This window comes from Burkholderia humptydooensis, assembly GCF_001513745.1.
GTDB classification, from domain to species: Bacteria; Pseudomonadota; Gammaproteobacteria; order Burkholderiales; family Burkholderiaceae; genus Burkholderia; species Burkholderia humptydooensis.
In genome coordinates, this window is sequence record NZ_CP013380.1 from 823650 (window position 1) to 842822 (window position 19173).

The following is a 19173-nucleotide window of genomic DNA, read 5'->3' on the forward strand; positions in this document are numbered from 1 at the left end:
TGAGGCGTAGCGACTGGGTAAGGTGTCCCAATTCACCGAAGCCCGAAACTTGCACCGACGTTGTTACGTAGATCCGACAGGCATAAGCGTGAAGGTGAGTGCGCAATACCCGGGGAGATCTGTTTCTGTGCTGGCGCGGTAAGGCCAGCTACCGAGGTCGAGAGGCGGCGGGACGCGGAAGCAGAAGTCAGCAGAAGGCATAGTAGGTCAAGGCGAAGGCGGAGAGCCGAAGAGGACCGGGACCGAAGGCCGGAACAGTGAATGCCGAGAGTAGGACGGATGATCTCGAAGCCTGTTATGGATGCAGAAGCGCTGGAGACAGTGGCCGAGCACGCGAGGGGTGGCCGGAAGCCACCGGGCTGCGTGCGGGGTGCGGAGACGGGCACGGCGACATCTGGGCAAACGAAATCGGAGGGCGACGCGCTGATGGAGCGCGTCGTGGAACGCGGCAACATGAGGCGAGCATACCGCCGGGTGCTGAGGAACCAGGGTTCAGCCGGGGTAGATGGGCTGAGCGTGGAAGGCCTTGGTGACTGGCTCAAGATGCACTGGCCGAGTGTGAAGCAGGCGCTGCTGGAAGGGCGGTACGTACCGCAGGCGGTACGCCGGGCGGACATACCGAAGCCGCAAGGCGGGGTGAGGACGCTGGGCGTGCCAAGCGTGGTGGACCGACTGATCCAGCAAGCGCTGCACCAAGTATTGCAACCGATCTTGGAGCCGACGTTCTCGGCGAGTAGTTACGGATTCCGACCGGGCAAGAGTGCGTTGGACGCGGTGCGTCAGGCGCAAGCCTATGTTCAGGGTGGTCGGCATTGGGTGGTCGATATCGATTTGGAGAAGTTCTTCGATCGAGTCAACCATGATGTGCTGATGGGCCGGGTTGCGAGGCATGTAAAAGACAAAGTGACGCTGAAGCTGATTCGCCGCTTCCTCGAAGCGGGGATGATGGCGCACGGCGTGACGCGTGCGAGGACGGAGGGCACGCCGCAAGGCGGCCCGCTGTCCCCGCTACTGTCGAATATATTGCTGAGTGATCTGGATCGGAGGCTGGAGAGCCGAGGGCTGGCGTTCTGCCGGTACGCTGACGACTGCAACATTTACGTTGGCAGCCAACAAGCAGGACAGCGCGTCATGGCGAGAATCAGGGCCTATCTCGAGAAGGTCTTGAAGCTGCGCGTGAACGAGGCCAAGAGTGCGGTGGCGCGGCCGAGCACGCGGAAGTTCCTGGGATACCGGGTGGCGGTGAGGTTGGGTCAAGCACAGATCCGGATTGCACCGGAAAGCATCAAGCGATTGATGACGCGGGTGCGGGATCTGACGTTGAAGGGAAGAAGCGGGTCCCTTGAGCAGACGATCCGGAAGCTCAACCCGGTCCTACGGGGGTGGGCAAATTACTTCCGGCTCAGCCAGCAGCACAAGCGGCTGGAGGGGCTGGACGGATGGTTGCGAAGGCGTTTGCGCTGCCTGATCTGGCGGCAGTGGAAGCGCCCCCGAACCCGAGAGCGCAACATGATCGCACTGGGCCTACGCCCGGAGCGGGCATGGAAATCGAGCGTGAACGGGCGAGGACCTTGGTGGAACGCCGGTTCTCACCATTTGAAGCAGGCGTTACCCAATGCCTACTTCGATGCACGGGGACTGGTCTCGATCCGTCGGACGGTGGATCGCCTCCAGAGCATTAACTGAACCGCCGTATGCGGAACCGCACGTACGGTGGTGTGAGAGGGCTGAGGGGGTAACCCCTCACCCTACTCGATTTCATCGTGGAATTCCGGGGATGGCGGCGGGGCTTGGGTGCGGGGGCGAAGCGCCAACTCTGGTCGACAGCTTTGCATGGGACCCGAGTAAGCGCTAAAGCGCTAACTCTGGTCGACCGCAAAGCATGGGACCAGAGTAAGCGCTAAAGCGCTAACTCTGGTCGACAGGATGAACGACGATGTCCGAAGACGAACACGCGATCCGCCAACTGATCGAGACCTGGTTTGTCGCGAGCCGTCGCGGCGACCTGACGACGGCGCTGGACCTGATCGCCGACGACGCGATCTTCATGGTTCCCGGCCGGCCGCCCTTCGACAAGGCAGCGTTCGCCGCAGCGTCGCGCGGCACGAACCTGCTCGCGTCGCCGGCCTGACCAGCGAGCAGCGCCGCGAGGCGCGCGTCAGGCCGGCGCGCGGCCGTCGAGCACCCGCTCGAGCGCGTCGACCGCGCGCTCGGCCGCATCCTGCGCGCAGCAATCGACGACGATCCGCTCCGGCATCGCGCGCAGCCACGTGAGTTGCCGCTTGCAGAGCTGACGGGTCGCGAAGACGCCCTTGTCGCGCATCGTCCGGTAGTCGGTGACGCCGTCGAGATACTCCCACGCCTGCCGGTAGCCGACGCAGCGCATCGACGGCAGCCCGAGATGCAGATCGTCGCGCCGGCGCAGGCGCTCGACTTCGTCGATGAAACCCGCTGCCAGCATCGCGTCGAAGCGGGCGGCGATGCGCGCGTGCAGCACGGCGCGATCCGACGGCTCGAGCGCGACCGGCACGAACCGCAGGCCCGCCGCCGTATCGTCGTCGCGCGGCGGCGCGGCGAGGAGCGCCGACATCGGCTGCCCCGTCAACAGATACACCTCGAGCGCGCGCTGGACCCGCTGCGAATCGTTCGGCGCGAGCCGCGCGGCCGTGGCCGGATCGACGCTCGCGAGGCGCGCGTGCAGCGCGGGCCAGCCGTCGCGCGCTGCGTCGGCGTCGAGCGCCGCGCGCAGGTCCGGATCGGCCGCGGGCAAATCGTTCAGCCCCTGCGTCAGCGCCTTGTAGTAGAGCATCGTGCCGCCCGCGAGGAGCGGCGTGCGGCCGCGCGCGGCGATATCGGCGACGGCGCGCAGCGCATCGGCGCGGAATTCGGCGGCCGAGTACGCGTCGGCCGGATCGACGATGTCGATCAGATGATGCGGCACCGCCGCGCGCTCGTCGCGCGTCGGCTTCGCGGTGCCGATGTCCATCCCGCGGTAGACGAGCGCCGAATCCACGCTGACGATCTCGATCGGCCGGCGCGCCGCGAGCGCGAGCGCGGCGGCCGTCTTGCCGGACGCGGTCGGGCCGAGCAGGCACGCGACCGTGCGCACGGAGGCGGCGTTGCGTTCGCTCATTGGCCGCGCATGAAGAGCTTGTCGAGGTCGCCGAGCGTCAGTTGATACCAGGTCGGCCGGCCGTGATTGCATTGATCCGCGCGCTCGGTCGCCTCCATCTGCCGCAGCAGCGCGTTCATCTCGTCGAGCGTGAGGCGCCGGTTCGCGCGCACCGCGTGATGGCACGCGAGCGTGCCGAGCAGCTCGTGCTGGCGCTCGGTCAGCACCCGCGAGCCGCCGAACGCGTGCAGATCCGCGAGCACCGCGCGCGCGAGCGCCTGCAGATCGGCGTCCTTCAGGAGCGCGGGCACGGCGCGGATCGCGAGCGTCGTCGGCGACAGCACCGCGAGATCGAAGCCGAGCGCGTCGAGCGTTTCGCGCTCTTCTTCCGCCGTGCCGACTTCGACGGGCGTCGCCGTCATCGACACTGGAATCAGCAGCGTCTGCACGGCAACCGTGCGATCGGCGAGCGCGCGCTTGAACTGCTCGTACAGGATACGCTCGTGCGCGGCGTGCATGTCGACGATCACAAGGCCGCGCGCGTTCTGCGCGAGCACGTAGATGCCGTGGATCTGGCCGACCGCGAAGCCGAGCGGCTGCTCGTCGTGCATCGCGGGGGCGGCTGCGCCCGCCGCGGAGAACGCGGGCGCTGCGGCGCCGCCCGGCACGGTTGCGAAGAGCGGGGCGCCCGGCGCATCCGGCGCGTCGTGCGCTTCGAGCGCGCCCGTCGTGCCGTGCGGCGTGCCCGCGCCCGTGTCCTTGCGGCCGAACAGCGCGTCGTACAGCGCGAGCGGTTGCGCGACGGGCAGCGTGCCCTGCGTCATCCGCGACTGCCGCAGCCACGTATTGCCGGGCGCGGGCTGGCCGGCGCCCGCGCCTGCCGCGGGGGCAGGGCGAACGAACGACGCGCCCGGCGCGCCCGTCGAGTCGGCCGACGCCGGTGCGACGGGCGCAAGATGCGCGGCGTGGCCGCCCACCGTCGTCTCGGGCGACGCGCCCGCATGCCGCGCGAGCGCGCGCTGCACCGCGTGAAACACGAACTGGTGGATCGAGCGCGAGTCGCGGAAACGCACCTCGATCTTCGACGGATGGACGTTCACGTCGACGGCTTCCGGCGGCAGGTCGAGGAACAGCACGTACGACGGATAGCGGTCGCCGTGCAGCACGTCCTCGTACGCGGCGCGCACCGCGTGCGTGAGCAGCTTGTCGCGCACGAAGCGGCCGTTGACGAAGAAGTATTGCTGGTCCGCGCGGCCGCGGCTCGCGGTCGGCAGCCCCGCGCAGCCGTAGACGGCGAGCGGCCCGGCGCGCTCGTCGAGCGGCAGGTGGGCGGTCGCGAAGCCGTCGCCCAGGATCTTCGCGACGCGCGCTGCGGGCTCGCTCGCGTTCCAGTGCTCGACCGCGCGCCCGTTGTGCAGCACCGAGATCGCGATGTCCGGCCGCGCGAGCGCCGCGCGGCGAATCATTTCGAGGCAATGGCCGAACTCGGTCTGCTCGCTCTTCAGGAACTTGCGGCGCGCGGGCGTGCTGAAGTACAGCTCGCGCACTTCGATCGTCGTGCCGCGCGTGCCGGCCGCAGGCGCGACGACGCCCGTCTGCGCGTCGATGCGCGTCGCGTGCGCGGCATCCTCGGTGCGGCTCGTGACGAACATCTCGGCGACCGACGCGATCGACGCGAGCGCCTCGCCGCGGAACCCGAGCGTCGCGACCGCCTCGAGCTCGGCGAGCGAGCGGATCTTGCTCGTCGCGTGGCGCGTCAGCGCGAGCGGCAGCTCGTCGGCGGGAATCCCGCAGCCGTCGTCGGTGATCGAGATGCGCTTGACGCCGCCTTCGTCGAGCAGGATGCGCAGCGTGCCGGCGCCGGCGTCGAGCGCGTTCTCGACGAGCTCCTTGACGACGGACGCGGGGCGCTCGACCACTTCGCCCGCCGCGATCTGGCTGATCAACTGGTCGGGCAGCGGCTGGATCGCGCGCAGCCGGCGCAGGGCGGACGAGGACGCGTCGGCGGGCGAAGCGGTCGAGCGGCCCGCGGCGGAATCGGTGAATTCGGACATGGCGGAATTATAGCGAGGCCGCGCGGCGCGCCGCTTGCCGCGTTCGGTGCGCGACGCCGCTCGTCGGCCAAATTTCACGGTCGCTTAAGGCACTTTCGGTATCATGACAGCGTTGCTTTTTTTGCTTCCGGCCCCTTTGAGGCCGGCGCGCGCTCACTTCGTCACCGACACCAAGGAAACGCATTTGGAAACGCTGCTTCATTTCGTCAGCCTCGTCGTGCACATCGATGCATTTCTCGGCGATTTCATCCGGCAGTATGGCGCCTGGGTCTATCTGGTGCTGTTCCTGATCGTTTTCTGCGAAACGGGGCTCGTGATCTTCCCGTTCCTGCCGGGCGATTCGCTGCTCTTCATCGCGGGCGCGTTCGCGGCGACGGGCGAAATGACGCTCGCGGGCCTCATCGTGCTGCTGCTCGTCGCGGCGGTGGGCGGCAATACGGTCAACTATCTGATCGGCCGCGCGATCGGGCCGAAGGTCTTCAATACGCACATTCCGGGGCTGGAACGCTTCCTCGATCGCGCCGCGCTGCAGAAGACCCACAATTTCTACGAGCGGCACGGCGGCAAGACGCTCGTGCTCGCGCGCTTCATCCCGGTCGTGCGCACGTTCGCGCCGTTCGTCGCGGGCGCATCGGCGATGAGCTTCGCGCGCTTTCAGCTATTCAACGTGATCGGCGCGCTGCTCTGGGTGCTGCTCCTCGTCTTCCTCGGCTACTTCTTCGGCAACATCCCGTTCATTCGCCATTACCTGAACGTGATCGTGCTCGTCGGGATCGGCGCGGCGGTGATTCCCGTCGCGCTCGGCGCGCTGTGGAAGCTGCTGCGCCGCAAGCCGGGCGCGCAGAAGTCGCAGGCGAACCGCTGACGGGCGCGCGGCGAGCGCCGCCGCGCGCGGGCGGCAGCGACGCGTCGCGGCGTCGGCGTCAGGACTTCGCGATGTCGGCGGTGGTCCGATGCGAGATCGGCGTTTCCGGCGTCGGATAGCCGGCTTCGCGGAACGTGTCGAGAATCGCGCGATTGGTGTCGCAATACACTTGCCAGTAGTTCTCGGGCTGCGTCGACGGCCGCACGAACAGCAGCGGGCCCTCCGGCGTGAACGACAGCACGCCGACGTCGGGCGCCGGATGCTTGACGACGTTCGGAATCAGCTCGAGCGCGGCCTTCAGCCGCTTGATCGCATCGGCCGCGTCGACGCCGTTCGCGATCTTCGCCGTCAGATCGACGCGGCGCGTCGGCGTCGCGCTGTAGTTCGCGATGTTGTCGGAGAAGATCTTGTTGTTGCCGACGAGCGTGACGACGTTGTCGGCCGTGACGATCGTCGTGCCGAAGAGGCCCAGCTCCTTGACGGTGCCCGTCACGCCGCCCGCCGAGATCACGTCGCCGACCTTGAACGGCCGCAGCACCTGCATGAACACGCCGGCCGCGAAGTGCGCGAGCAGGCCGCCCCACGCGGTGCCGACGGCGAGGCCGAGGCCCGCGAGCAGCGCGGCGAACGAAGTCGTCTGCACGCCGAATACCTGCAGGATCGCGAGGATCAGCAGCACCGTGAGCAAGACGCTCACGACGGATTCCAGATAGTGCGACAGCGTCGAGTCGACTTTTCCGCTCCTGCGGATGAGCTTGCCCATCAGGTTCGTGACGATCCGGATCGCCCAGCGTCCGATGATCCAGAGCGCGATCGACGCGATGACCTGCAGGCCGAAGTCGATGCCGCGAGTGACGATGAAGGTTTGCACGGAAGCGAGATCCACGATGAGGTCTCCAAATGAATTGAACGGAGGCGGCCGTGAAGCCACGCGAAAGGGTTTTTTTATAACCGACTCGCGGCGATGGAGCAACCTTCGCCGCGCGCGGCGGGCTAGGTGATCGCGGTGCTTTCGGGGATGATTTCCCACGCGTCATGCAGGTCGACGAGCGGCTCGGACAGCACGAGGAACGCGTCGTCGCCGATCGCGCGGATGCGCGGGTCGTGAGGATGGCGCTCGTGCAGATGGCGAAACGACGTGCTGTGAAAGAGCGAGCGCGAGATGGAACATCACTTCGGAGTCCGTCGATCCTTCGATCGACGCGAAGAGCGCGGGATCGATGCGCATCATCAGGTCGCGCCGCAGCGTGTGATAGCGGCGGATCAGTCCGTTGCGAGCGAATAGCCAGCGGCCGCGGCGAAACGGATGGCAGTTGGTTTCCTGCACGGGCGTGCCGGTTGCCGAGCGAACGTGCGCGACGAACAGCGGCGAGCGGATCGCGCGCGCCGCGCGCAACGTGGAACGATCCGCAGGCGCGTGCGGATCGTCGTCGTGCGGCCTTTCCGTTGCGGCTCGTCGCGTCAGGTCGCGGACGTGCGTCCGTACGTGTCCTCGAAGCGGACGATGTCGTCTTCGCCGAGATACGAGCCGGACTGGACCTCGATCAGCTCGAGCGCAATCTTGCCGGGATTCTTCAGCCGGTGCGTTGCGCCGAGCGGAATGTAGGTCGACTGATTTTCGGTCAGGATGATTTCCTTGCCGTCGTTCGTGACGAGCGCGGTGCCCTTCACGACGATCCAGTGCTCGGCGCGATGATGGTGCATCTGCAGGCTCAGTTGCGCGCCCGGATTGACGACGATGCGCTTCACCTGGAAGCGCTCGCCTTGATCGATGCCTTCGTACGCGCCCCACGGCCGGATCACGCGGCGGTGCGTGACGGATTCGCGGCGGCCCGACGCGTTCAGCCATTCGACGACCTTCTTCACGTCCTGCGCGCGGTCGCGATGCGCGACGAGCACGGCGTCCGCGGTCTCGACGATCACGATGTTGTCGATGCCGATCGCGGCGACCATCCGGTGCTCGGCGCGGATATACGAGTTCTCGACCGTGTCGGTGTACACGTCGCCGATCAGCGCGTTGCGCTGCGCGTCGGTGGCCGCGATGTCGGCGAGCGCGCTCCACGAGCCGATGTCGTTCCAGCCGAGATTCACGGCGGCAACGACGGCCGCGCGCTCCGTCTTCTCCATCACCGCGTAGTCGATCGACACGTTCGGGCTCGCGCTGAACGCTTCGGGGTCGAGCCGCAGGAAATCGCAGTCGCGCTTCGCCGCGTCGAGCGCGAGCCCGGCCTGGCGCGCGATGTCGGGCGCGTGGCGGCGCAGCTCGTCGAGATAGGTCGACGCCTTCAGCATGAACATCCCGCTGTTCCAGTAATAGCCGCCGTCCGCGACGAAGCGCCCGGCCGTCGGCGCGTCCGGCTTCTCGACGAACGCGTCGACGCGATAGACGTGCGCACCGCCCGCGAGCGCCTTGCCGCGGCGAATGTAGCCGTAGCCCGTGTGCGCTTGCGTCGGCGTGACGCCGAACGTGACGAGATGCGCGTCGGACGCGACGCTTGCCGCCGTCTTCACGACATCGACGAACGCGGCTTCGTTGTCGATCACGTGATCGGACGGCAGCACGAGCAGCAGCGCATCGGGCGATTCGCGCAGCGCGAGGAGGGCGGCGATCGCGATCGCGGGCGCGGTGTTGCGGCCCATCGGCTCGAGCACGATCGACGACGGCGTGATGCCGACCTGGCGCAACTGCTCGGCGACGAGGAAGCGCTGCTCGTTGTTCGTGACGACGATCGGCGCGCTGACGCCCTCGACATCGCGCACGCGCAACGCGGTCTGCTGGACGAGCGTGTTGTCGCTCGTGAGCTTCAGATACTGTTTCGGATAGCCTCCGCGCGACATCGGCCAGAGGCGCGTGCCGCTGCCGCCGCACAGGATCACTGGATAAATGTTCATGAATGACCTCGATTTGCAAAGCTGGGCTGGCTCGTTGCGCAAAAACCAGCGGGTTTCGATTCCGTCGATGCGCCGATTCGCTGCTGCGTGCCGGCCGATTTTCAACCGTCCGGGCGATCCTGTCGAACCGCGATCCGCTGCGTGATTCGCCATCCGGCATGCGATAGTACATTACGCGTCCAACGAACCGCCTTCAGAAAAGGCCGCGCGCGATTGCCGCGCACGCGCCCGAGCGGCCGCGCGGCCGGCGCCGCGAGCCGCTCGACGACGGCCTCCGGCGTCGTGAACATGCGCAGACGCCAATCCCAGTACAGCGGGTAGCGCAGCAGCGCGCCCGCCGTCAGCATGTCGAGCGTCAGCGCGCGCTCGCGCCACGGCAGCGGCGCGAGCGCGTCGCGCGTCAGGCCCCATCCCGCATAGAACGGCAATCCGTACGTGTAGACGGTCTTGCCGCGCAACAACGCGTCGAAGCCCGCCAGCGACGAAAGTGTATGAACTTCGTCGGCCGCCTCGATCAGCGACAGCAGATCGGACTCGGCGTCGACGACGTCGGCGAGCCGCAGCGCGTCGACGAGACCGTCGCGATTGCCCGACAGCACGTCCGGATGCGGCTTGTAGACGATGAACGCATCGGGGCGGCGCGCGCGGACTTCGCGCAGCAGCGCGTCGGCCGTGCCGAGCGCGCGGGTGCCGAGGCGGATCGACGCGTCGTCGGCGACCTGCCCGGGCACGAGCGCGACCGGCCGTCCCGCGGGCCGCGTCCACGCCGGCGCGCGGCGGCCGAGATTGTACTTCGTGATACCGGCGCGCACGATGCGCTCGCGCAGCGCGGCCGCGCGCGCGAGCTCGGCGCCGGTGAAATCGGCTTCGTTGAAAAGCACCGTCAGATCGCTCGGCCGGCTCGCGTCGAAATAGAGCCCGCGCCGGTCGATCGCCTGGCTATACGGCGCGTTCATGTCGGAGCCGAGTCCGAGCGAATGGATGAAGCCGTCCTCGATGCGCACGTGCGCGACGCCGGGAGCGAGACCCTCCGCGCTGCGCGCGCCCCAGAACGCCGCGCATTCGTTCGCGCGCACGGCCGCGGGCGCATGCGCCCAGCGCAGCCGGCCCCCGCCTGCCGCGAGGAACGGCGTCGCGAACGGCCGTTTCCAGCGCTGGAAACGCACGCCGGCGACCCGCTCGAGATCCTTGAACCGCTCCGCGACCGCATGCTGCAGCTCGATGCCGTCGAGCGCGGCGGACAGGCTGCCCGGCGCGTGCGTCGCGGGATCGAGGTAGTGCGCGATGCGCACGAACACGGCATCGAACAGCGCGGCGAGCGTCGGGCGCGCGTCGCGGCCGGGCAGCGTGTGGCGATCGTCGGTGAGGCCCCAGCCCGCATAGTACGGTGTCCCGAATACGTGCGTGCGCACGCCGGCGAGGAGCGCGCTCATGCCTTCGGACGCGTCGACGACATACACGTGATCGACGTGCCGCAGCAGGTCGGCGAGCGAATACGGCGGCGCGAGGCGGTGCACGCCGTCCGGCAGCGCGTTCGAATCCGCGGACAGCCAGCGCCCCGTCGCGGCGTCGCCGCTTCGGATCATCCAGAACGCCGCATCCGGATGCGCGGCGCGCGCCGCTTGCATCATCGCTTCGAAATCGTTCGAACGGTCGCGCGCGCGCGCGTGCACGTTCGCCGAGGTTGCACGCCGCTCGTCGATCAGCAGCACGCGCGTGCGGCGCGCGGAAATATCGACCGCGATGGGCGCGCGTGCGGCGCGTCCGCACAGATGCAGCGCGTCGGCGAGCAGTACGCGCCGCATCAGCGCGGCGGTTTCGGGGCCGCTGCCGGCGCACGGATGGGCGGCGAGCGCATCGGCGATCGCGTCGGCGAACGCCTGGGGGCCGCTCGCATCGGCCGGCACGCAGAACCACGAGCGCAGCGGCGCGCCGCGCGCATCGGGCGCAGCGATCGGTCCGGGCCATGCGGCGCGCGCGCGGATGCCGGCGATGCGCGCGATGCGCAGCGCGGCGCGCCCGCTCCAATGATCGATCCACAGACGATCCGAGCGGCGCGCGATCCAGCTCGCGAGCCGCGCGCCGCGCGTGATGCCGCGCAAGTCGAACCGGGGGGCGGTGGGCGCGGCCATCTAACCGAGCGATGCAATGAAGCGGTCGACGATATCGAAATGCGCCGCCCAGGTCGGCGCGCGAAAGCCGGCGATGCGATCGAGTTGCGCGCGTCGCTCGGGGCTGTCCGCGCGCGCATACGCTTCGATGCGGGCGAGCCATCCGGGGCCGTCGAGCGGATCGAGATAATCGGGAATGCCGGCCGCGATTTCGCGGAACACGTCGAGCTCGCTCGCGAGCACGGGCACGTTCGACGCGAGCGCTTCGACGAGCGGCATGCCGTAGCCTTCGACGAACGACGGAAAGATCAGCGCGCGCGCGTGCTGCAGCCACGCATGTAGTTGGTCATCCGAACAATCGGATTGCTCGATCACCGCGCCGCGCAGGCTCGCGCAGCGCTCGAGCATGTCGATGACGTTTTCGCATTCCCAGCCGCGCCGGCCGATCACGACGAGTTTCGGCGCGGCGTCGCCGAGGCGTTCGACGAGCCTGCGCCACACGTGCAGCATGAACCAGTGATTCTTGCGCGGCTCGATCGTGCCGAGCATCACGAAGTACGGCGACGCGAGCGGCGCGGCCTGCGCTGCCTGCGCGGGCTGCGGCCCGGTGCCGCCCGCGAGCGGCGCGACGATGGCGGGCGGCAGCGCGAGCGCCGCGCGCTTCGCTTCCTGCGCGAGCGAGTCGAGCGTCGCCTGCGAATTCGCGATGAGGCCGTCGGCGTGACGAAGGGCTGTGTGGATGCGCTTGCGGTGGACGTCGTCGACGCCCGGGCGGCTGTATTCCGCGTGCGTCAACGGAATCAGGTCGTGCACCATGCATACCGCGCGGCCGCTTCTTCGCCGCATCGACTGGTAATAGCGCGGATATTCCATTCCGGTGTGGCTCGTGTGCAGCAGCGTCGAGCCGGCGGGCGCCGGCCGCAGCCGGTTGACGGTCCACGTGCGGGCGAGCAGGTTCGCGATGTAGCGCCGGTCCGGGCGCTGCGCAAGCAGCATCGCAAACGTTCGCTGCGAGTCGGTTTCGCTCAGAACGGCGGAGAAGCCGTACTCGCTCAGGATGCCGCGCGCGCGGGCGCCGTACCGCTCGACGTACGCGAGGCCGACGCGATCGACCCCCGTCGGAAGCAGCCCCTTGTAGCACCGGCTTATCAGGCGTGTGACGTCCAGGTAAATATGTGTCACGGGGATGCAATCTTTCGATGAGAATACGAATCGCTTGAATGACCTTTACGCGCGCGATCGGACGGCTGTTCGCGCACGGCGGGTCTCTTTCCGGAATGCGTTTGCAATAGGCGACAATTGATGCTGAAATATTCTATTGCATCTCCGAAAGTGCGACAATTTTCGCCTCCGTCTACGTCTGGGGCCCAACGATACATGTCACGTTTGTCTTGCGGTGCTTCTTATATCGCGCTTGCAGTCAGCGCAGCCTTGCTCGCAGGCTGTTCGAGCATCGCCAGCTCGGGCCCCAGCCGCTCTCAGATCGATCGGGCGCCGAGCCACTCGCAGGACGAAGCCCAGGTCCGGGCGAATCTTCCCGCCATCCAGGTGGTCGACGTGACCGACGGCGTCGCGCGCCAGCTCTACGTCGAGCGCCGCCACGGCGATTTTTCCGAGCTGCTCGGCAACGATGCGCGCTTCCAGCAGCAGCTCGGCGTCGGCGACACGATCGAGGTGTCGATCTGGGAAGCGCCGCCCGCGACGCTGTTCGGCGTCGCGCAGACGAGCGACACGAAGGCGGGCGCGACCAACGCGAAGGTCACTGTGCTGCCCGACCAGGTGATCGACGGCGACGGGACGATCAACGTTCCGTTCGCCGGCCAGATCAAGGCCGTGGGCCATACGCCGGCCGAACTGCAGCGCATCATCGCGGCGCGCCTGAAGAACATCGCGCACGACCCGCAGGTGCTCGTGAAGTTGTCGCGCAATGCAACTTCTTACGTGACGATCGTCGGTGACGTCGCGAGGAGCGACCGGATGCCGCTGTCCGCGCGCGGCGAGCGGCTGCTCGACGCGCTCGCGACGGCAGGCGGCGTGCGCCAGCCGGTCGACAAGATGACGATTCAGGTGACGCGCGGCAACGTCGTCGCGTCGCTGCCGCTCGAATCGGTGATTCGCGATCCGCGGCAGAACGTGCCGCTGCGCGCCGGGGACGTCGTGACGGCGCTGTTCCAGCCGTACAGCTTCACCGCGCTCGGCGCGACCGGGAAGAACGAGGAAATCAATTTCGAGGCGCAGGGCATCACGCTCGCGCAGGCGCTCGCACGGGCGGGCGGGCTGCAGGATTCGCGCTCCGACGCGATGGGGGTCTTCATCTTCCGGCTCGAGGACGCGAACGCGCTCCAGTGGCCGAATAAGCCGGTGCGCACGACGGCCGACGGCAAGGTGCCCGTCGTCTACCGGGTGAACCTGCGCGACCCGAGTTCTTTTTTTGTCGCCCAGAGTTTCATGATGGACAACAAGGACTTGCTTTACGTGTCGAACGCACCGATCGCCGAGTTGCAGAAGTTCCTGAATCTCGTGTTCTCGGTCGCGTATCCTGTCGTGACGGGCGTCCAGACCTTCAAGTAAGTGCGTGACGCGGCGGCCGCAGGTGCCTGACCGCCGCGTGCGGCGCGCGCGAAATGAACGGCCCGTTCGGCATCAGGAGCGGGCTGCGACTATAACGACGCGTTTGGCGGGGGGCGGCACGGCGGTTCGAATGCGCGCAGCCTCGGCGCGTCCGTCGCGATGACCGGCGCTCGGTCCGGGCGGCGAGCCAGCCCGGCCGTCATGATCAGCATCTATCCAGGGCAGAGAGCAGCACGCTTCGAGTTCATGGTCCGATGATTACTTCTTACGCACAAAATTTCGAGGACGTGATGTTGTGGCGCGCGCTCGCGCATGTCGAGCACGGCTTCTACATCGATATCGGCGCGCAGGATCCGCGCATCGATTCCGTCAGCCTCCTTTTCTACGAGCACGGCTGGCGCGGCATCCACGTCGAGCCTACGCCCCGCTATGCCGATGCGCTGCGGCAGCGTCGGCCGGACGAGACCGTGATCCAGGCGGCCGTCGCGAACCAGAACGACGTTTTACGGTTTTATGAAATACCGGGAACCGGCATTTCGACCGCAGACCCGAACATCGCCGCCCAGCATCGCGAGCGCGGCTTCGAGCCGCGCGAAATCGTCGTGCCGTGCACGACGCTCGAATCGATCTTCGAACTGGGCGCGGGCCGCGACATCCATTGGCTGAAGATCGACGTCGAAGGATTCGAGCGGCAGGTGCTCGAGAGCTGGAACGGCGCGAGCGCCCGCCCGTGGATCGTCGTCGTCGAAAGCACGTGGCCGATGACGCAGATCGAGCGTCATCGCGAATGGGAATCGGCGCTCGTCGGGCTTGGGTATTGCGCGGTCTATTTTGACGGCCTAAATAGATACTATGTTTCGGAGCAGCACGGCGAGCTCAAGCAGGCGTTTCATGCGCCGCCGAACGTGTTCGACGATTTCGCGCTGAGCGGCGAATCGAATGCGCCATTTCACCGCCAAATCGTCGAGCGCGATCAGGCGGCGCTCGATGCGGCCAAGGCCGAATTGCAGCAGATCGACGAGGACAGCCGGGCGCGCATTCGCGCGCTGAACGACGAGCTCGAGTCGGCCGCCGCGCGCAGCGCCGAACAGGCGCGCGCTGCGCTGGAACAGAGGGTGGCGGACGAACAGGCATTCCGTCAGCAGGAGCAGCAATGGGCGGCTCGCGACCGGGAGCGATCGTACGAGCATGCCTTACTCCGGACAAAATTGGAGGATACGCTCAAGAGTTCGGTGCTGCGCGAGCAGGATGCGCGGCGGCAATTGCTCGATGCGTCCGCGAAGGCCGACGCGGCACTTGCGGCGCAGGCGAGCGCGCATGCGGAGCGTGAGCGCGAATGGCAGGCGGCGCGCGTCGAGCACGAGCGCCGTTTCGCGGATGCGATGCAGACTGCGCAGAGCGAGATTCGCGCACATTCGGAAGCGCTGCGGCAACGCGACGCGCAAACCGAGGACAAGCTTGCGCAGCAAGCGCTTTCGCTGCGTAAGGAAGCGGAGGCGGAGCGGGCGCGGCTCGCGGCGGTTCACGGCGTGGACCTTGCGGAGTTGCGCCGCGCGCAGCGCGAGGAGCGCGACGGACATCGCGAACGCGAGCGGCTGCTGTTGCAGCAGATCGAGGCGGCTGCTCTCGACGCGCAGGCGCGCGGCGAGGAACTCGCGACGCTCGTGACGCAGCACGCAGTCTTCGTGCGCGATCTGGAGCGCGAAAAAACAACATTGGTTCAACACTACGAGAATTTGCTGCGAGAATCCGACGGGCAGCGGATTCGTCGCGAGCAGCAGGCGGCAAGCGATTTATCTTTCTTGCAGTCGCGGCTCGAGCGGCGCAATGGCGAATACGACGAGCTGAGCTCGAAGTACGAGGCCGAAGCCGAAGCCCATGCGCGTCACGCTCATGCGCTCGCCGAGCGGAACGCGGAGTACCTGTGGGAAGGATATCGCCTCGGGCGCGCGGAGAAGGCGCGGGGCTGGTTTGCGAGAGCGTTTTCGTTCGCGGGCCACGGCCCGAAGCTCGACGTGCGCTATTTCGCGCCGTCGACCGAAGCGAAGCGCGACGCGGCTTCAGCGAAACATCGTGTGGATCGCATGAAAATGTTGAAAATCAATTTCCAGCCGGAATTCGTCGTTCGGGAAGACGGAAAGTACAACCTCGACGATTTTCTTTCGCTGCACGACAGGAATTTCGTGCGCGCCGCGTATCTCGCGCTATTGAACCGCGAGCCGGACGAATACGGCGAGCGGCATTATCTGAGCCGCGTCCGGGCGGGCGTGAGCAAGATCCAGATCCTGTCGGACATCCAGAAATCGAAAGAGGCCCGCAAGCGCGGCGCGAAGATCGCTCACCTGAAGGGCGCGATGTTCGTGAACAAGCTGTTCGGCATTCCCGTGATCGGCGGCCTGGTTCAGGGCACCTGTTTCTTTTTCAGCGTGAATCGTCACCTGAAGGATCTCCGGGCGCTCGAAAATCATTTGATCCGGATGGGAGAGGAGATGCAGCAGCACTATCAGGGCTACGTGGAGTCGTCGATCAAATCGCAAGGCACGGGGAGCGGCAAATGAAGATCCTGACGCTCAGCACGTATCCCGTCGGAACGCCCGCGCACGGCGGCCAGCACCGGGTGGCGAACATCGTGCGTGTCCTTCGCGCTGCCGGACATCAGGTGCAATCTGCAGGCGTACTTGGAAGTGAGCAGTACGCGTCGGAGCCGACTTTTTGTGATTTCCCCGGATACGAGAAGTTGCAGAAATACGTTCAGGACCCGGGATTGCTGGAGGATTTTGCGATCGGGCGTCTCTATGTGCAAGATGACGATGCATATCAGTCGCTCGCAAACAAGATCGACTCGAATCCGGACGTGATTCTGATCGAGAACCCCTGGCTATTTGATTTCGCAAAGCGCTTCGTGAGCCAAAGGAAACTGCGCGAGACTCGATTGATATATAGCTCGGAGAACATCGAGCACGAGCTACGTTATGAAATTATCGTTCAATACCTGATGTCGGTTGAGCGCGCAACGACAGCGCGTGATCTGATTCTCGAAACCGAACTGAAGGTTCTTCGTGAGGCGCATGGTGTCTGTGCAGTATCGCAGGAGGATCTCGAATGGATGCAGCGGCATACGCAGGCGAAGTGCATTCTCGCGCAGAACGGCGTCGCGCGCCGCACGACGACGGACGAGGGGCTCGAGCAGGCGAACCGGATCACACAGCACCGCAAGATTGTGCTGTTCTGTGCATCGGCCCATCCGCCGAATATGACCGGTTTCTTCGAGATGTTTGGCGAGGGTGTTGGCTGTATCGCGCCGGATGAGTTACTTGTGCTCGTCGGGAGTGCCGGACCAGCGATCATGTCGGATCCGCGTTTTCACAGGATTGCTGGCCTTGGGCGTGCAACTGTATCAGTTGGCGTTGTGTCGGAAGAGTGCCTGCAGGGTCTCCTCACACTTGCGCACGCAATCATCCTGCCGATCACGCACGGCGGCGGCACCAATCTGAAGACGGCCGAGGCGTTGTGGGCGGGCAAGAACATCGTGGCGACGCCGGTCGCGATGCGCGGCTTCGATGCGTTCACGAAGGCGCGCGGCGTGTCGATCGCCGACGACAGCCGCGGCTTCGTCGCCGCGCTGCGCGAATCGATGGCGGCGCCGCCGCTGCGGCTCACGCACGACGAGCAGGCCGCGCGCGCATCGGTGCTGTGGGACGAGACGCTGCGCGCGCTCGTCGACTACGTCGCGAGCCTCGCGCCGCGCGCGTCGTCCGCGCCGAAGCCGCAGCGCGAATTGCAAAGCCAGACCTGAAGCACGCAGCCCGTACCGATACGTCACGACGTCGCCTGTTCGCGGGCGGCGGCATCCGGTAGTGAACCCAAGGATCACGCATGTCGCAACAGAATGCCCCACTGATTTGGATGAACGTCACGACCAGTGCGAACTGGAACCGCCCGCCCGTCGGCATCGTCCGCGTCGAGCAGGCGCTGTGCAAGGAGCTCGAGGCGATGTACGGCAAGCGTCGCTTCAGGAAGTGTGTGTGGCGCGAGGGGCAATTCATCGAGTGGACGGAGCCTGCCGCCGGGCGTTCGGCCGAGATCGACGACGTCGTCGACATGATGCTGCCGCGCACCGAATCGTTCGATCTGTCGCGCCGCTTCCTGTATCGCGCGCTCGACCTGTTCGGCAAGCAGTCGCACGCGCGCGGCGGCGCGCAGGGCGTCCGGCTCGACGTGCCGGTGGGCGACCAGCAGTATCGCCTCACGCCCGCCGCCGGAGACATCCTCGTCTCGATCGGTCTCGACTGGGATCAGTCGTATTCGTCCGAGTTCTACAACTTGCGCAAGAAGAAGGGCATCCACGTGATCACGTGCTGCTATGACCTGATTCCGGTGCTGTTTCCGCAATACTGCGTCGGCGACGTGTCGAGCCGCTTCAAGGAGTACTTCAATTTTCTCGCGTGGGGCTCGGCCGCGGTGCTGTGCATCTCCGAGCAGACGAAGAAGGACTACCTCGAGCTCTGCAACCGGATCGGCTCGCCGATCCGGCCGTCGCACGTGATTCCGCTCGGCGACAACGTGCCGACGGGCGACGGCGATGTCGGGCCGCAGGTGCAGGACGTGCTGAGAAAGCCGTTCATCCTGTTCGTGTCGACGATCGAGCGCCGCAAGAATCACGAGATCCTCTACCGCGCGTATCACCGGCTGTGCTGGGAAGGCCACGGCCACAAGCTGCCGAAGCTCGTGTTCGTCGGGATGCCGGGCTGGGGCGTCGGCGATCTGCTGAAGGACATTGAGCTCGATCCGCTGACGCGCGATCTGATCGTGCAGCTCAATCACGTGACCGATCACGAACTGATGCAGTTGTACAAGCACGCGCTCTTCTGCGCCTATCCGTCGCTGTACGAGGGCTGGGGGCTGCCTGTCGGCGAGGCGCTCGCGATGGGCAAGGCGGTGCTGAGCTCCGATCAGGGATCGCTGCCCGAGGTGGGCGGCGATCTCGTTCGCTATCTGCCCGCATGGGACGTGCAGGCGTGGGCTGACGCGATGCTCGAATGGTGTTCGACGCCCGCGAAGATCCACGAGGTCGAGCAGCGCGTGAAGAAGGCGTATCGCGTGCGCACGTGGACGGGCACGGCCGAGGTCGTGAAGCAGGTGATCGACGGCATCGCGGCGGCGGGCGCGGACGCGCGCACCGTCATCTATCCGGGCTACGACTGCAGCACGCAGATCGGCGTGCACGCCGGCCCGGGCCTGAAGGGCACGGGCAACGACGGATTCCTGATGTTCGGCCCGCACCGCGCGATGACGGCCGGCAACTATACGGTGAAGGTGTTCGGCACGCCGGACGAGCAGCAGGACGCGAATCTGTCGTTCGACTTCGTCGCGAACGAAGGCAGGCAGTGCCTCTGGCGCGGCGAAGCGCGCGTGCCGCGCGCGCCGGGCGATGCCGAGTCGCTCGTCGTCGAGTTCGACATCGACGTGAAACAGCACCTGGACGACTTCGAGGTGCGCTGCATCGATCACGGCACGCAGATGCAACTGACGAGAATGGAAATAACGAAGCGGTAGCGGTATCGAGCG

12 protein-coding genes and 2 pseudogenes are annotated in these 19173 nt (G+C 66.6%); 7 read left to right on the plus strand and 7 right to left on the minus strand.

Annotation, left to right across the window (positions count from 1 at the left end; genetic code table 11):
• Window positions 1–279 precede the first annotated feature (279 nt).
• Together ltrA and AQ610_RS03825 are read left to right on the plus strand one after the other, a co-directional pair.
• Window positions 280–1686 carry a group II intron reverse transcriptase/maturase gene (gene ltrA / locus AQ610_RS03820; RefSeq protein WP_082262312.1) on the plus strand — a complete coding sequence of 469 codons (1407 nt, stop codon included), beginning with the start codon at window positions 280–282 and terminating at the stop codon, window positions 1684–1686.
• Between the two features lie 250 nt (window positions 1687–1936).
• Window positions 1937–2101 (plus strand): annotated as a pseudogene (locus tag AQ610_RS03825) (DUF4440 domain-containing protein); the annotation flags it as partial.
• Between the two features lie 57 nt (window positions 2102–2158).
• On the opposite strand, the gene miaA reads toward AQ610_RS03825, so the two are convergent.
• A complete protein-coding gene (gene miaA, locus AQ610_RS03830) occupies window positions 2159–3133 on the minus strand; it encodes a tRNA (adenosine(37)-N6)-dimethylallyltransferase MiaA (protein ID WP_006025378.1) in 975 nt (324 codons plus the stop codon).
• Window positions 3130–5166, minus strand: coding sequence for a DNA mismatch repair endonuclease MutL (gene mutL, locus AQ610_RS03835; RefSeq protein WP_043282300.1), 2037 nt, complete (start codon window positions 5164–5166; stop codon window positions 3130–3132). The genes miaA and mutL overlap by 4 nt, the downstream gene beginning before the upstream one ends.
• A gap of 184 nt (window positions 5167–5350) precedes the next feature.
• Here mutL and AQ610_RS03840 point away from each other — a divergent pair, with 184 nt between their 5' ends.
• Window positions 5351–6031 carry a DedA family protein gene (locus AQ610_RS03840; RefSeq protein ID WP_009913482.1) on the plus strand — a complete coding sequence of 227 codons (681 nt, stop codon included), beginning with the start codon at window positions 5351–5353 and terminating at the stop codon, window positions 6029–6031.
• A 58-nt stretch (window positions 6032–6089) separates the two neighbouring features.
• Here the strand turns inward: AQ610_RS03840 and AQ610_RS03845 are convergent, their stop codons facing one another.
• From AQ610_RS03845 to AQ610_RS03865, 5 genes and pseudogenes are all read right to left on the minus strand, one after another.
• Window positions 6090–6917: a mechanosensitive ion channel family protein gene (locus AQ610_RS03845; RefSeq protein ID WP_006025381.1), complete on the minus strand. Its 828-nt coding sequence runs from the start codon at window positions 6915–6917 to the stop codon at window positions 6090–6092.
• Between the two features lie 107 nt (window positions 6918–7024).
• A pseudogene (locus AQ610_RS03850) lies at window positions 7025–7439 on the minus strand (class II glutamine amidotransferase); the annotation flags it as partial.
• Window positions 7440–7492: 53 nt separating this feature from the next.
• Window positions 7493–8923, minus strand: coding sequence for a mannose-1-phosphate guanylyltransferase/mannose-6-phosphate isomerase (locus AQ610_RS03855; protein ID WP_006025383.1), 1431 nt, complete (start codon window positions 8921–8923; stop codon window positions 7493–7495).
• 101 nt (window positions 8924–9024) lie between these two features.
• Window positions 9025–11055: a capsular polysaccharide export protein, LipB/KpsS family gene (locus AQ610_RS03860; RefSeq protein ID WP_006025384.1), complete on the minus strand. Its 2031-nt coding sequence runs from the start codon at window positions 11053–11055 to the stop codon at window positions 9025–9027.
• Window positions 11056–12216, minus strand: coding sequence for a glycosyltransferase family 4 protein (locus AQ610_RS03865; RefSeq protein WP_006025385.1), 1161 nt, complete (start codon window positions 12214–12216; stop codon window positions 11056–11058).
• 195 nt (window positions 12217–12411) lie between these two features.
• On the opposite strand from AQ610_RS03865, the gene AQ610_RS03870 reads away from it, so the two are divergent.
• The 4 genes from AQ610_RS03870 (at window position 12412) to AQ610_RS03885 (ending at window position 19161) form a co-directional block, all read left to right on the plus strand.
• Entirely contained in the window at window positions 12412–13605 is a 1194-nt protein-coding gene (locus tag AQ610_RS03870; RefSeq protein WP_015601843.1) for a polysaccharide biosynthesis/export family protein, read from the plus strand.
• Window positions 13606–13859: 254 nt separating this feature from the next.
• Window positions 13860–16163 carry an FkbM family methyltransferase gene (locus tag AQ610_RS03875; RefSeq protein WP_006025387.1) on the plus strand — a complete coding sequence of 768 codons (2304 nt, stop codon included), beginning with the start codon at window positions 13860–13862 and terminating at the stop codon, window positions 16161–16163.
• Window positions 16160–17401: a glycosyltransferase family protein gene (locus AQ610_RS03880; protein ID WP_006025388.1), complete on the plus strand. Its 1242-nt coding sequence runs from the start codon at window positions 16160–16162 to the stop codon at window positions 17399–17401. The genes AQ610_RS03875 and AQ610_RS03880 overlap by 4 nt, the downstream gene beginning before the upstream one ends.
• Window positions 17402–17481: 80 nt before the next feature.
• Entirely contained in the window at window positions 17482–19161 is a 1680-nt protein-coding gene (locus AQ610_RS03885) for a glycosyltransferase family 4 protein (protein ID WP_009917141.1), read from the plus strand.
• The last annotated feature ends 12 nt before the right edge of the window (window positions 19162–19173 follow it).